At 30.9% G+C, this 13,462-nt stretch carries 12 protein-coding genes; 5 read left to right on the top strand and 7 right to left on the bottom strand.

Annotated elements, in window-relative coordinates:
• Nucleotides 1–28 precede the first annotated feature (28 nt).
• Together J2T59_RS05000 and J2T59_RS05005 are read left to right on the top strand one after the other, a co-directional pair.
• Complete coding sequence (locus J2T59_RS05000) at nucleotides 29–1,201, top strand: RNA ligase (protein ID WP_259134590.1); 1,173 nt, start codon at nucleotides 29–31, stop codon at nucleotides 1,199–1,201.
• Nucleotides 1,202–1,254: 53 nt separating this feature from the next.
• Nucleotides 1,255–2,292: an EF-Tu/IF-2/RF-3 family GTPase gene (locus J2T59_RS05005; RefSeq protein ID WP_259134592.1), complete on the top strand. Its 1,038-nt coding sequence runs from the start codon at nucleotides 1,255–1,257 to the stop codon at nucleotides 2,290–2,292.
• 5 nt (nucleotides 2,293–2,297) lie between these two features.
• On the opposite strand, the gene J2T59_RS05010 is transcribed toward J2T59_RS05005, so the two are convergent.
• The 3 genes from J2T59_RS05010 to J2T59_RS05020 all read right to left on the bottom strand — a co-directional run bounded on the left by J2T59_RS05010 (nucleotide 2,298) and on the right by J2T59_RS05020 (nucleotide 4,731).
• The gene (locus J2T59_RS05010) at nucleotides 2,298–2,795 is read right to left on the bottom strand and encodes a hypothetical protein (protein WP_259134594.1); all 498 of its coding nucleotides are present in this window, start codon (nucleotides 2,793–2,795) and stop codon (nucleotides 2,298–2,300) included.
• A gap of 15 nt (nucleotides 2,796–2,810) precedes the next feature.
• A complete protein-coding gene (locus tag J2T59_RS05015; protein ID WP_259134596.1) occupies nucleotides 2,811–3,554 on the bottom strand; it encodes an RAD55 family ATPase in 744 nt (247 codons plus the stop codon).
• Between the two features lie 145 nt (nucleotides 3,555–3,699).
• Nucleotides 3,700–4,731 (bottom strand): methionine synthase, encoded by a 1,032-nt coding sequence (locus J2T59_RS05020; RefSeq protein ID WP_259134598.1) that lies wholly within the window; start codon nucleotides 4,729–4,731, stop codon nucleotides 3,700–3,702.
• A gap of 283 nt (nucleotides 4,732–5,014) precedes the next feature.
• Here J2T59_RS05020 and J2T59_RS05025 point away from each other — a divergent pair, with 283 nt between their 5' ends.
• Entirely contained in the window at nucleotides 5,015–6,073 is a 1,059-nt protein-coding gene (locus J2T59_RS05025; RefSeq protein WP_259134600.1) for a CobW family GTP-binding protein, read from the top strand.
• A 338-nt stretch (nucleotides 6,074–6,411) separates the two neighbouring features.
• On the top strand, nucleotides 6,412–6,918 hold the full coding sequence (locus J2T59_RS05030) for an Hsp20/alpha crystallin family protein (protein WP_259134602.1): 507 nt from the start codon (nucleotides 6,412–6,414) through the stop codon (nucleotides 6,916–6,918).
• 57 nt (nucleotides 6,919–6,975) lie between these two features.
• Here the strand turns inward: J2T59_RS05030 and argS are convergent, their stop codons facing one another.
• From argS to J2T59_RS05050, 4 genes are all read right to left on the bottom strand, one after another.
• Nucleotides 6,976–8,679: an arginine--tRNA ligase gene (argS, locus tag J2T59_RS05035; protein ID WP_259134604.1), complete on the bottom strand. Its 1,704-nt coding sequence runs from the start codon at nucleotides 8,677–8,679 to the stop codon at nucleotides 6,976–6,978.
• A gap of 23 nt (nucleotides 8,680–8,702) precedes the next feature.
• The gene (prf1, locus tag J2T59_RS05040) at nucleotides 8,703–9,962 is read right to left on the bottom strand and encodes a peptide chain release factor aRF-1 (protein WP_259134606.1); all 1,260 of its coding nucleotides are present in this window, start codon (nucleotides 9,960–9,962) and stop codon (nucleotides 8,703–8,705) included.
• Between the two features lie 160 nt (nucleotides 9,963–10,122).
• On the bottom strand, nucleotides 10,123–11,064 hold the full coding sequence (gene twy1, locus J2T59_RS05045; RefSeq protein WP_259134608.1) for a 4-demethylwyosine synthase TYW1: 942 nt from the start codon (nucleotides 11,062–11,064) through the stop codon (nucleotides 10,123–10,125).
• A gap of 35 nt (nucleotides 11,065–11,099) precedes the next feature.
• Nucleotides 11,100–12,638: a DNA-directed DNA polymerase II small subunit gene (locus J2T59_RS05050; protein WP_259134610.1), complete on the bottom strand. Its 1,539-nt coding sequence runs from the start codon at nucleotides 12,636–12,638 to the stop codon at nucleotides 11,100–11,102.
• A 411-nt stretch (nucleotides 12,639–13,049) separates the two neighbouring features.
• Here J2T59_RS05050 and J2T59_RS05055 point away from each other — a divergent pair, with 411 nt between their 5' ends.
• Nucleotides 13,050–13,457, top strand: coding sequence for a S26 family signal peptidase (locus J2T59_RS05055; RefSeq protein ID WP_310572660.1), 408 nt, complete (start codon nucleotides 13,050–13,052; stop codon nucleotides 13,455–13,457).
• Nucleotides 13,458–13,462 lie beyond the last annotated feature (5 nt).

Below are 13,462 nucleotides of genomic sequence, written 5' to 3' on the forward strand. Positions count from 1 at the left end.
GATTTTAGCCTAAAGGATTTTTTTATATATGAATGGTGAAGTGGATGAAGAAAGCAGTTTGGTTGACATAAATGAAACTGCCATCTTCCTTAATTTATCAAAAGCTAAAGTAAGAAAGCTTATTGAAAGAAATATTATAAGAAACAATTGGGGCCAATATACTAATTTAATCAGGTTCACTAAAAAGGTTTCACATATTGAGGAGGGCAGTGTTCTCAACTATTCAGACGCTAATTTAGAAATTATCAGAGGTTTTCCGAAAATAAGAAGGTGCTTACTACTAGAACCAGCTCTAAAAAAGAATTTCTCTTCAGTTGATGAAGTTGCTGTTGAAGAAAAAATGAATGGTTATAATGTCCGAGCAGCTCAAATAAATGGTGATATTATAGCTTTCACACGTGGAGGACTTGTATGCCCCTATACAACAGAAAAAGTAAATGAGCTTATCGATCCCACTTTCTTTGAAGATTACCCAAATTTAATCTTATGCGCTGAGATGGTAGGACCTGATAACCCATATGTTGCTAAAACTTGCTATGATGTAAATTCACTTGATTTTTTTGTTTTCGATATTCGAGAAAAAAATTCTGGTGAGCCTTATCCTGTAAAAAAAAGAAGAGAAACCTTAGAGGCATATAAAATAAAACAAGTCAATTTATTTGGCTACTTTAAGCCTAAAGATGCCCATAAAGAAATTACTAAAATTATCAATGAAATTGGTAGTGAAGAAAGAGAAGGAGTAGTTGTTAAAGATCCTGAGATGATATTGCAACCAATGAAATACACTACTTCAAATAGTAATTGTAAAGATTTAGAGTTTGGTTTTAAATTCTATAATGATATTGGAAGAGACTATTTGTTTTCAAGAGTCATTAGAGAGGGTTTCCAAGCTGCAGAATGGAATGAAAATAATCAAAAACTAAAAGATAGATGCTATAGGGTTGGATCTAGCATTCTTTACCCAATGGTCAATACAATAAATTCAGTTGGCAAAAATAAAAAGGTTACAGAGGATGCACAAATTAAAGTAACAAGATTAGAAGTTTTAGATCTCTTCAAACAACATCTGAATAGATCAGGTATAGAAGTTCTTTTTGAAGAGCCCATTCCAGAAGAAGATGGTTACATAGTTAAAATGAAAAAGCTTAACAAGAGCACCAATGATAAAACCGAATCAATATGGTTAGGGGATTATTGGTGATACTTTTAAAATAAAGAGTAAGAATTTTAGAATTAGATGGAGTTATTAAAACCATGGCAAAAATAGCTATTATAGGAAATCAGAGCTCGGGTAAATCTACAATTGCAACAAATCTTGGAAAAAAAACTAACTCATCTGATATTGTAACATATGAATCAAAAAAAAACAACGATGTCATCACAACAATAGATCCAGTTGGTTATCCAAAATCAATAAAACCTCTTATTGTAGCTATTGAGCTATCTGACATAATTTTAATATGCATTCCCCCAGAAGGACCTGACTCTTTTACAGGTGAATGTATAGTTCTCTTAGACTTGCTAAAACATGACCGTGGAATTTTCGTTTTAACTAAAGCAGATACAAGCTATGATTATGCACAAGAGCAGTTAAAAAATAAAATAAAACAAATTATAAAAGACACATCACTAAATAATTGGGAATTTATCAATGTTTCAAGTGAAACACATGAAGGAATGAACGAATTACGTGATTTGATTTCAAGCTTGAACAAAAAAGTAGAAATTGAAAATAGAAAATTAGATGAAAAAGAGCCAAGAGTCATAATTGATCAATGTTTTAATGTTACAGGAATAGGTTGTGTTGCACTTGGAATTGTAAAACAAGGACAAATTAAGTTGAAAGATAAATTAAATGTATACCCTATTAACAAAAATGTTGAATTGAGATCAATTCAAGTGCATGATGTTAACGAGCAAGAAGCTAGTACTGGAAATAGAGTGGGTCTTGCACTTAAAAATATTCAGGCAAAAGAGATTGAGAGAGGCTTTATTTTATCAAAAAAAGAAAATGTTTCTTCAGAATTTAGTTTAAACTTTTATACATCTAAGTTCACAAAAAGTGTATGTATAGGTGATGTTTTACATGTGTTTAACAAGCTTCAAACATCGCCAGTTAGAGTTAAAGGAATTAAAGTAAACGGTTCAGAACAAAATAGCTTAAGCCCTGGGAGTGAGTGTATTTTAGATATCACTGCTGAAAAAGAAATCGCTTTTACAAAAAGTGACATGTTTATACTATCCAACCTTGATGAAAAACAACGGATTGTAGGAGTGGGACAAGTTGTTTAATTTCTTTATTTTTTTCTCGAAGTTAAATTTAGGAGTTTAAAGCCATCAATTTGCGATGGTTTCTGAATTATCTTTGCAAGAGAAGTTCTTTTAGGTAAATTTAGCATGTAAGGTTTATTGGTTATACAATAGCCAAGGCCAAAAGAATTAGTGATATTATTATCTTCTAGACTTTCAAATTGATTAGATACATTAATTTGTTCATTGGTGCTTTTATTTGTGACTTTTGACGAAGTATTGAATAAACCTTTTGCTAAATCTCTTTCTCTTGAAACAAGGCCTTGTTGCTTTCCATTATTATAATTATTTCTTATAATTTTTTCGTGGCTGTTAGTATGAACATGTTTATATAATTGATTTAAATCAGCTTTTACCCAGCCAATCTCAGAATGTTTATGGTACCCAACTTCAAAACCCAAAGAATAAGCATTTTTTTTTAAATCTTCAAGCTCTTTTTTAGAACATAAATGTTGAGATGTTTTTTTCCGAAATAAACGAACCATAATTTTATCACCAATTCATTCTAATTTATTAGAAACTTTCAAGCCTGATTTATTAAATTCCACGGTTCTCATATCACAATCATGTTTAGTGCCTCTCATTTTTATTACCTGAAGAGCACGAACCATACTTTTACCATATAGAAAGTTATGTAAAAAAATGACTCCATGGGAAGCAAATTGCTCAGTAGTATATGATTGTGGATCTGTCATCTCTGATATTAGAACAGTTGTGCACCCAAGTTTTTTTAAATGGCGAACAAATCTACTCATCTCTTTTTCTTCAAGAGATATATCTTTTGCAGTGAATCTAATTGCTGATAATGAATCAATTACAAGCCTTTTTACATTATATTCATTTACATAATTTGCAATCTCTTTGTAAACCAGAGCAGGCGAGGGGGCTTCATTTTCAATAGAAGCAGTTCCTATTTCATATTCAGGAGTAATTATTTCATTGAAGTTATTTACACTACTATATTCTAATCTAGGCCCAAGATCTGCGAAAAGAACTTTCCTTGACTTGATGTAAGATTGAAGATTCAATGAGTAGTTAGAAATATCATCAATAATATTTTGAGGGCTTTCTAGTAAAGTAACGTAAAGTCCAACATCATCCGTTTTTGCACCTTGAAGCAAGAATTGCATTCCAAAAGTAGTTTTCCCACAACCTGGCGGTCCACTCACCAAGTATACACGTTCATCTAAAAAACCACCTTCAATTAGTTCATCAAATCCATCAATACCGGTTGCTATCCGCATATTCTTTCCTCTTTTTAAATGTAAATATTAATTAATATTCTAAGTGAATTAAACATTTCTAAAATCTAATTACTCTTATAAAGTATTTGGTTAATACTCATAAAGCTTCTGCTATCAGGTATATAAGATAATTCGCCAAAATCAATCATATGTCTTCAAAATCAATTATACCTCTAGATACATTATACAATAGATTTCTAGCCATTTCTTGAGATGGCCATGAGCCAAGACCACAGTCTGGTCCAGCATATTTAACTCTATCACCAAATAATAATTTAGCCCTTTTAAGCCTCTTAGATATAATTTTAGGAGTTTCTATATCAGTAACAATTTCATTTAAAAGGATGGGGTTTTTCCAGACATTTATATTATGCATTTCATTTAAATAGGCACCTAAATTTGAAATATCTGTTCTAGCAATACCTACTCTCAAATATGAATCCCATGACTCTAAAATAGATTTATCAATAAGCTCTAAGTAAGAAGGGTTCGCTGCTGATTCTACCCCTATAATATTTATTGATTCAGATTGACATGCCAATTCATAATGCAAAGGAGAATGTAAATGAATCTCTACATCAGCATCATTTTTCCTAGCATAGTCCCCGGCTATTGAAAGTGATTCGATTATATGTTCATCTTCAAACATTATTTGGGGGTTAATTCCTATACTTGGTTCATCAATAGAAATCGTACTTATTTTAAAGTCTTTTGCTTTTTTAAATGAATTTTTAATAAATGAATTAGTACTTTTAGCTAGCTGTTTGAGAACATCCTCATAAGCAGTACTACCAAATTCATGCAGATATAGTTCTACAGGGCCAGTAATACACACGCGGATCCCTAACTCTTCACCCGTAGTTTTTTTATATTCACTACATGTTTTCCCAATAATATCAATCTCAGGTATTATTGCTTCTTCTTCTTTAACATTAAAAGGTTCTTCATAGTTTTCAGGGTTTCTAATGATAGATAGAAACTGTTCATTCATATCTCTTAATTGGGGATAAGTTGGAACATGAACACCTGATTCTATTTTTTGCTGAAAAATATTATTTAAAAGTACAATGAGATTCTCATTCTTTTGATCTTCATTGAGTGCATAATCAACCCATTCTTTTTCGGTGTCTTTTGGAATAGGAAAACTTCCAACATCATCATAAATTACATTGCTCATGTATAGTATTTTGGTATATGTCATTTATATAGATGGTGTAAAAATAAATAAATATCATAAATAATTTTACTAAAAAATCTGAATCTAAATAAAAACTAGACATTATATTAGATTAATTAATTCCTAAACCAATCCAATGTAGCAAAAAGTGCAATTTACTTTTAAAGCTAAAAGGTAAGCTATTATAGTTTAAGCGAAATAGAGTGCTTAATTTTCTATACAAAACAAAAACATTTACAATTATTACATCCAGATAAAGATACAATAACACTTGGTGATTAAAATGAAGATAGCAATTATTGGAGGATTTCTAGGAAGTGGAAAAACAACATCCATTATTGAACTTGGAAGATATTTAAGTGAAAATAACCATAAGATTGCTATTTTAGTAAACGAAATTGGTGAAATTGGGCTTGATGGTGATACAATCTCAGGTTCAGGTATTCAAACTAAAGAGCTCACTAGCGGTTGCATTTGCTGTTCTCTAAAAATCGATCTAGAAATTACATTAAATTCACTTATAGAGGATTTTTCTCCTGACATCGTACTTATTGAACCTACAGGAATTGCTTTTCCTGGCCAAATAAAAGAAGATATATCATCAATGGATTGTTCCACAAATTTCAGCTTTGCTCCTATTATTTGTCTTGTGGATGGAAACAGATTTAGCACTGAATTTAGCCAAATTCCAAAGTTTGTTGTTACTCAGTTAGAAGAGTCAGAAGTAATTGGAATTAATAAGATTGACGTTACACCTATAGATAAAATACAAGAAACCATTGAAAGAATTGCTGATATTAATAGCACTGCCAAAATAATTCCTTTTACAGCTAGAAAGAATGATGATAAGTTCAAGCTTGTGTTTAACAATATATTTGAAGAAAGTGATCAAAGAAAAGAACTTGAATCTCTTAATTCTATTGAAATGTCGAAGATATCTACTTTTTCTGTGAATTTAGCTCTAGATGATTTTTCTATGAATGAAAGTGACTGCAAAGAGCTATTAGGTGAAATTCTTATTTCAGTTAAAGAGAAAGTAGTTAGTGTTAGCCCATACTTCATTGGTCATATAAAAGCAGTTATTAGTCTACCTGGTAGCATTATAAAGGTGAGCCTTACATCATTTGAAGAAGAACCAGAAATTTCAATATTTGAAAGTAATGAGGATAAAAGCCAAAATTTAAAGATTTTAGTAGCAGTAACAGGTATAAAGCCTGAAGAACTAAAAAATTTAGCTGAAGACACCATACACAAAACTTTGAACTATAATTCAATTGGCTTTCATCAAGTTGAAAGTCATCTAGATAGGAGTAACTTTACACCAAAATCAGAGTTTAAATAGAGTAACTTTGTTACTTTAAAACCTTTTCAATAGGAAGTAGAAATATTTTTTGTAAATAGTTAGCTAAGCCTGGCATAAAAAAACTATAAAGGGGTCTTATTTGGTAAAAAATTCAATTGTTTAGAAGAAATTCATTCCTTTTTTACTTATTTTAAGCAAAAAAGGTTTAAGAAATGAACTATAAATATAACAGTAAGAGCCAACAAGGTTGGAGTGGTATAGAAGCATAATAAAAGTGACGTGTGTTTTAAATATAATTAGTTCGTATATAGTAAAACAATCAGTTTAGAGAAATTTCATCAAAATTGATTAAATTAAAATTCTAAGGAACTGGTATTATGGTAGATAAAAGACGCAGACCTTTTGACGAAAATGGCAATAATTTTGGTGGAGAACATATTGAAAATATTGAACAATTAATTAACTACATTTCCACTATCTTTGAAGATAATTCAAATGGACCACCAGATAAACCTTTAGTATATGGATTTACAATTATACAAACTCCAGGGAAAAAGCCAGAAATACTCGGGTTTAAAGGAGCATTACCTGATTTAACTAAAATTCAAGGAAGTCAGCAGATTTGGATAGGTCAAAAAGAGCCTTATGTTGACATAATCGAAGATGATAATAATCTATATGTACTGATAGATATTGGAACAGAAGAACTTAATTTAGATTATTCTCTTAATGAGGATAGAATTGAATTAGTTTCATTTGAAGAACATTCCAATTATAGAAAAGAAATAGAGTTACCTAGAAAAATAAATCCTGACAGCTTATCTGAAACCTTCAAAAATGGGGTGCTAGAGATTACTCTTGAAATTAGTGAGAATACCTATTAGCTTTTTTACTAAAAGTATTTTAGTTTGTAATAGGAGCATATATCAATATCAATATATTTACATAGATTCAGGTGCTTCTATTCCCAACATTTCTAAGGATATAAACAAAACGGTTTTCGCAGAATCAACTAATATAAGTCTATTGATTCTAATTTGTTCATTTTCTTCTGCAATAACAGGTACAAATCTATAAAACTGATTAAATGCATCAGCTATTTCTCTTGCATATATTGCTATAATATTAGGCTTTAGTTCGATCGAAGACTTTTCTATATAGTAATCAAGCATAGACATTTTCTTTATGAGTTCTATTTCAGAGTCTTCAACTATCAGTGAAGGGTCTAAGTTTCCACTATGTATCAAAAAACCCTCATTTCTAGCTTTTTTAAGTATGTTACATGCACGGGCATAAGAATATTGTACATATGGACCACCTTGTTTTTCAAAGTCTAAAGATGATTTCCAATCAAAAACTGTAGATTTTTCTGGTGATACTTTTACAATATCATATCTTATTGCAGCAATACTTACCATCCTGGAAACATTGTTTTTGAACTCTTTTGACATATTAGGTCTTCTTTTTTCAACTTCTTTGTAGGCTTGCTCTTGAACCTTTTCTATTAAATCATCAGCTGTTATGAATTTTCCTTTTCTAGTACTCATAGAGCCTTCTGGTAAAGAAACAAACTCAAAAATAATAATCTCTGGTTCAGGTTCTTTAATTAATTTTAAAGTTCTTTGTAATTGAGAAGAAATAAGCTTATGGTCAGCACCTAGTACATCAATCATCCTATCAGAATCTTTTCCTTTCCATGAATGATATGCTAAATCCCTAGTTGTATAAAGTGAAGTGCCATCTGAACGTTGTATAACTAAGTTTTTATCAAAACCAAATTCTTCAAGATTGAGAATTAAAGCTCCATTTTCAGTGAAGGTCTTACCACAATCCTTTATTTTACTAACAATATCATTTACGCTTCCTGATCTGACAAATAAAGCCTCTTTAACATATTCATCATGCCAAATATTCATTAATGACAAAGTTTCTGTTATACCTTTTATTGCATGATCAACCGCAGTATCAAATTCATTAATTGTTCTGATATCTCCTTTTTCAACAGATTGCATCAATTCATCTATTTCTTTTCTTTTTTCTAAATCAGCTTCAATTTCTGAATTAGCCTTTATATAAATATCTGCAATTGCATGGTCTGATTTTTTAGAATGATCTAGCTCAAATCTTGACAAACCCCATGAAACAATAGCAATTTGTCTACCCATATCATTCACATAATAGTGAGTTGTAACATCATATCCAGCATGTACCAATATTCTTTTTAAAGTATCACCTATAATTGAATTTCTAATATGACCAACATGGAGAGGACCATTCGGATTTGCTGAAGTATGTTCTAAAACTATTCTACCGTTAAAAAAACCTCCACCAAAAGAATTGCTATTATCTTTTATACTAGATATTGTGTCATTTAAATATTTTGTACCTACAAATGCGTTGATATAGGGACCTTCACATTCAATCTTTTCAACATAAGAATCATTAGGAATGGTACACCTATCAACAATACTTGATGCTATTTCATTGGGATTCTTTTTTAGAATAGAGGATAACTTGAACGATAAATTTGAAGAAATATCAGCATGTTGAGATGGGATGAAATCATATTCATCGATATTAATTTCATAAGATCTCAGTGCTGTATCAATTATAGACTTTACTTGTTCTCTAAATGTTAAAAACAAAAAATCACCTGGTTTTAATAAATTTAAATACCGGTACTAAATCTCAAGATGGCAGCTAGGCCACCAAATGCATTCATAAGTTGAGATCCTTCCTCAAACTCAGTGGAAATGAATTTTACTTCTGTGCCCATTTGATCAGCTAAGTTAGAAAGTTCTTCAACAATGTCGACTTTTTCTCTAATTTCAATAGGTGATCCGCAGTTTGGACAATTATTACTGGCATCTGATTCTTGTGATGTGAGCTCACCCGCACGAAGTTGTAATGTGTACTTATTTTGGTAGCTACAGGAACTGCAATTGACTACAATTCGTTCGGCTCTTAAATCTTCAGAAATTAGTAAAGTTTCAACTGAGCCTATCTCAAGATTTTTCCTGACGTTTTCTTCTCCATATGCTGCTTTTTCTGATTCAGATACGAGTTCTGCAAAAAATTTTTCCATTGCTCTTTTTTCTTCCATTAAGTCAATGTCGTAAAGACGTTCACTAGCCGCATTTACAAGTTCTGATAATCCTGACTCATCTGTGTAAGCAACATCAAAAAGGCCTGCTTTTTTCTTTTCTAATTCATGGTGGAGGTATTCGCCTGAATCAAACTCTTCTTTTGTAGGAGAGGGACCTCCTATAAGAATTCCAGCCAGATCACTTAACTCCACCGACATAAAGATTTCGCTTGCAGCTTCGCCTATTTTCTTATAAAAATCATTTATAGCAATTAATCTTAACTGCTGGAATCGTTGAGCACTTTGACCCCCTTTTCTTTGCTTACCAGGAACTGTTGAAGTTAAATGTCTATAAGGTTCTATTCTTTTTCCTACTAATAATCCAATAGTTGCTTCTCTCCTATCAAGAACTAAAAGACCATATGTTTTAGTCTCTTTCAGCATAGCTTCGAGCGGTTCTAAGAAAAATCTTGAATCACAATGATACCTATATGTGATAATTTGTTGAGGTGGTTCTATTATAGTAGTTTCCATATTGGTCTTATTGGCTCCAATATCAACAGCTCCAGTAAAATATACAATACCATTTTCTGGAACTTCTTCTAAATATTTCAACCTTGATAGGAGAGAATCTAATGCACCTTGAACATTAGTCTTTGTCACTTTTGATTTAATATTTGAAGCTTGTCCATGCTCTACTTTAAGTTGTGAAACTACATCTGAAATTTGTTTATCAGGAGGGATATATAAAGAAACTAATTCAGTGCCTCTACCTTTTTTTGACTTTAGTTGCTCTAATTTTCTTTTGAACTCATACTTCTTCTGTGCAGATTGTTCTGACATTTTAATAGTACTCCATAGCAAAAATCTTCATATAAAAACACTTCATAGATTCACAGTACAATTTCTTTAGGACTCTAAACTTAAATTTTATCTATACATATTAGTTTCTAGTTTATAATAGTAGCGTCAAATGTTACATATAATGTTCAAAAATAACTCTTTAAATAAAAAAATTATTTATTTGAGTATTTCCATTTTTTGCTAGTAGTACAACCCTACTTGTTTCAACGTTATCTATAACAATATAATCTAACTGATTGGCTAATTCTTTTGAAAAATTAAGGATTTCTTCATTACTAGGCATAGATTCTCTAGGCAGCCTCTTTCTAGAAAAACCAAGATGCATATATGCCTTTACCTCAACGTAATCAGGATCTGCTTGGGAAATCAATTTAGCATATAAAGAAGGATTAAACATATTCAAATTTTTAATTAATGTTAATCTTATAGCTTTTCTACCTTTCTTTTTTTTCATCTTAGCAAGAGATTCATTTATTTTATCCCAAAATCCATTTGAACAAGGGGAACAAACTTTATGATAAGTACTCACATCAGGAGCATCCAAACTCATATACAATTGAGTTGGGTTTAACTCATCTATCATATCTGGGTTTGTTCCATTTGTGACTACAAAAGTAGTTATTTTTCTTTGTTTAAACTCTTCTACCAATTGAGGTAAATATGGATAAATAGTTGGTTCACCGGCTAATGATATAGCCACGTGTTTTGGAGTATTAGCTTCTACCCACAAATTTCTCTTACCCGATCCCCCATAACCTGATATAAGTTTGCGATGTGAAGCTATGGATTTTTCAACTATATCTAATGGAGAATCCCATTTTTTAGGATATTCAATTTTGGTTTCAGTTGGTCTCCAGCAATGAAGACACTTTTGATTACAAATGAGAGTCGGACTCATTTGCATGCATTGATGCGATTGTATTCCATAAAATTTAGATTTATAGCAATCCCCTTCACCTTTAATACTACGGCCTACCCAAAGACATGTCTTTACAGCTGAATGAGTTCCAGCAAGTAAGTATCCTTGTTTTTTCAAAAGTAAATTAAAGTCTAAGTCTGAAGATTTATCTGTTTTTTCCATTAAGATTCAACTGCTTAAATTTGAATTATGTTAATTTAATTAAAGTTTAATATACTGGTTTTAAAACTAGATAGGTCCACAATTGGAACTTTAGCGGGATCTGGTACAAGATTAACTCTCTTTTGAAACTCAGTTTGATCCTGCCATGTTCCCGAATTTATTAATAGTACATTTCGGTATACTTCTGCACCTATTGTATGTACATGGCCACAATGCACTATGTCAGGAACATGATCAATTACAAAGTGGTCATTTTTTTCAGGAGCTATTGAAACGCGACTGCCATATATCGGAGATATATGTCTCCGTCTCATCATTTCAACCATTGCTTTTGTAGGTTCTTGATATGAAACCCCTGGAATCGATGCCACTAAGTCATCAATAGAACGTCCATGATACATAAGTACTTTTACACCCTCAAGACTTAAGTATGCAGGATTACCAACAAACAATATCTTTTCTGGAAAATATTGTCTAATTTTTTCTGGTAACTTTGGTTGGGGTTCAGCCTGTCTAACAGCATCATGATTACCTGGGCTAATTATTATTTGAATATGTTCCGGAATTTGGCTAAAATATTCTCCTGCTTTTTTATACTGATCATAAACATCTTTTATTGAAAGTTCATTTTCTTGTCCTGGATAAATGCCAATACCATCTACTACATCCCCAGCTACTAACACATATCTTATGCTATTTGATATCTGCCGTAATTTTGGGTCATTTGATTCACCTTTTAAAAAAGATAAGAACTTTTCCCATTGGTGCTCAAGAAATGTAGAACTCCCAACATGTACATCTGAAATAAAAACTGCTTTCCCAGTAGTCCAATTATTTGAACAGATAACATTTGGCAAGTCAGGAAACATTAATTTATTAGCTATAAGCAAATTACCGTCATTAGTCAAGACACCAGTAACAGCTATTACTTCATCTAATATTAGCTTGCAAGATAAGTCAAATAACTCTTTGTCCTTATTACTAACTAAAAATAAAAAAGTGCCTGTAGTATCTTCAATTTCCACTAATTTATGTCCATTTGAAGTTGTTTTTATAGATGAAACCATACCAATTAGAGATATTTCTTCATATTGTGAATTCCTTAAAGACCCCGATTTGTATTTTAGTAAACTTTCAATTGGTCTCGAATTCACCCTTCCCCTTATAATATCACTTAATTTATTATATCTATCTCTAAAATACTGAACAAATTCCATATATTCTCCAATACACGTAGATTTATCACTAATATCAAAAAGAACTTCAACTGAATTAGTATGACCATTATTTTCTATTGGTAACTTCATATCACGAGTAGGGGATTTTTTAAATTCTATATATTTAGTTTCAATTTGTAACTTATCAGAAAGAAGGTCACTATCTTTATCACATATATGTTCACATTCTTTCAGGTTCAAATGCTCCACATCAATAACTAGAACGGATTTATCTATTTTTGATAATATGTGCTTGGTAAGTTTCTCAGGTTGTTCATGAGAAGCAATTAAATCAAGCGCTTCTGGAGTAATCTGGTAACCAGCTTCTATTATTTCTGTCAAAAGTTTTATTTTCATTTTAAAACCAAAGAAATAGTTAGTAAAACATTATTTATCCATTTATTATTCAAACGATTTGTATACTAAAACAAACAATGTTTAGTACAGATATCTTTCAACTTTAAAATCATAAAACTATAAGTTGAATTGTATCCTTTTTAAAATACTCATACATTGATTCTAATTAAGTAAAATAAGATTTAAGTTTTTGGTTCATAATAAAATTGAATCATTTATATTTAAAGAATATATATATATAATGAATAGGTCTATTATATTTTGCATTTCATGTCTATAAAAAAATTATTAAGAGATTATTTTAACAGCGAAAATTTTTGGATTTCTTTGAGTAGAGATTTAATTTCAATTCTATTGTTAATTGGATTATTCTTAATTTTATCTCAAATCATATTTGGCATGTGGACACCCATGGTAGCAGTTGAATCAGGAAGCATGGAACCAAACTTAAATGTAGGAGATATTGTTTTTATACAAAGTATAGATAGAGTTGAAATTGAAACAAAATACGACGAAAACTATCAATCTTTTAATGAATATGGGCATATTATTTTGTATAAACCTTTTGGAAAGGAAGAGAAAACACCAATAATACACCGTGCAATGTATCATGTTGAAAAAGGTGAACCAATGTGGGAAAATGGTCCAGAAGCGCCACATAATGGATATATAACAAAAGGCGATAACCCAATAACAAATAGACACCTAGATCAACAAGGAAGTATTAGTTATAATGAGCCTATAAAGGAAGAATGGATTATAGGTGTAGCTAAATATCGTATTCCATATATTGGTCACATTAGACTTTTATTTAATTGAAGTTT

Source organism: Methanosalsum natronophilum (assembly GCF_024808815.1).
Classification (GTDB): Archaea; Halobacteriota; Methanosarcinia; order Methanosarcinales; family Methanosarcinaceae; genus Methanosalsum; species Methanosalsum natronophilum.

What these genes read in the sequence shown, in the direction of transcription:
- J2T59_RS05010 (WP_259134594.1), bottom strand. Translation starts at nt 2,795, where the DNA reads ATGGTTCGTTTATTTCGGAAAAAAACATCTCAACATTTATGTTCTAAA.
- J2T59_RS05025 (WP_259134600.1), top strand. Translation starts at nt 5,015, where the DNA reads ATGAAGATAGCAATTATTGGAGGATTTCTAGGAAGTGGAAAAACAACA.
- J2T59_RS05005 (WP_259134592.1), top strand. Translation starts at nt 1,255, where the DNA reads ATGGCAAAAATAGCTATTATAGGAAATCAGAGCTCGGGTAAATCTACA.
- J2T59_RS05050 (WP_259134610.1), bottom strand. Translation starts at nt 12,638, where the DNA reads ATGAAAATAAAACTTTTGACAGAAATAATAGAAGCTGGTTACCAGATT.
- J2T59_RS05030 (WP_259134602.1), top strand. Translation starts at nt 6,412, where the DNA reads ATGGTAGATAAAAGACGCAGACCTTTTGACGAAAATGGCAATAATTTT.
- J2T59_RS05055 (WP_310572660.1), top strand. Translation starts at nt 13,050, where the DNA reads ATGGTAGCAGTTGAATCAGGAAGCATGGAACCAAACTTAAATGTAGGA.
- J2T59_RS05020 (WP_259134598.1), bottom strand. Translation starts at nt 4,731, where the DNA reads ATGAGCAATGTAATTTATGATGATGTTGGAAGTTTTCCTATTCCAAAA.
- twy1 (WP_259134608.1), bottom strand. Translation starts at nt 11,064, where the DNA reads ATGGAAAAAACAGATAAATCTTCAGACTTAGACTTTAATTTACTTTTG.
- prf1 (WP_259134606.1), bottom strand. Translation starts at nt 9,962, where the DNA reads ATGTCAGAACAATCTGCACAGAAGAAGTATGAGTTCAAAAGAAAATTA.
- J2T59_RS05000 (WP_259134590.1), top strand. Translation starts at nt 29, where the DNA reads ATGAATGGTGAAGTGGATGAAGAAAGCAGTTTGGTTGACATAAATGAA.
- J2T59_RS05015 (WP_259134596.1), bottom strand. Translation starts at nt 3,554, where the DNA reads ATGCGGATAGCAACCGGTATTGATGGATTTGATGAACTAATTGAAGGT.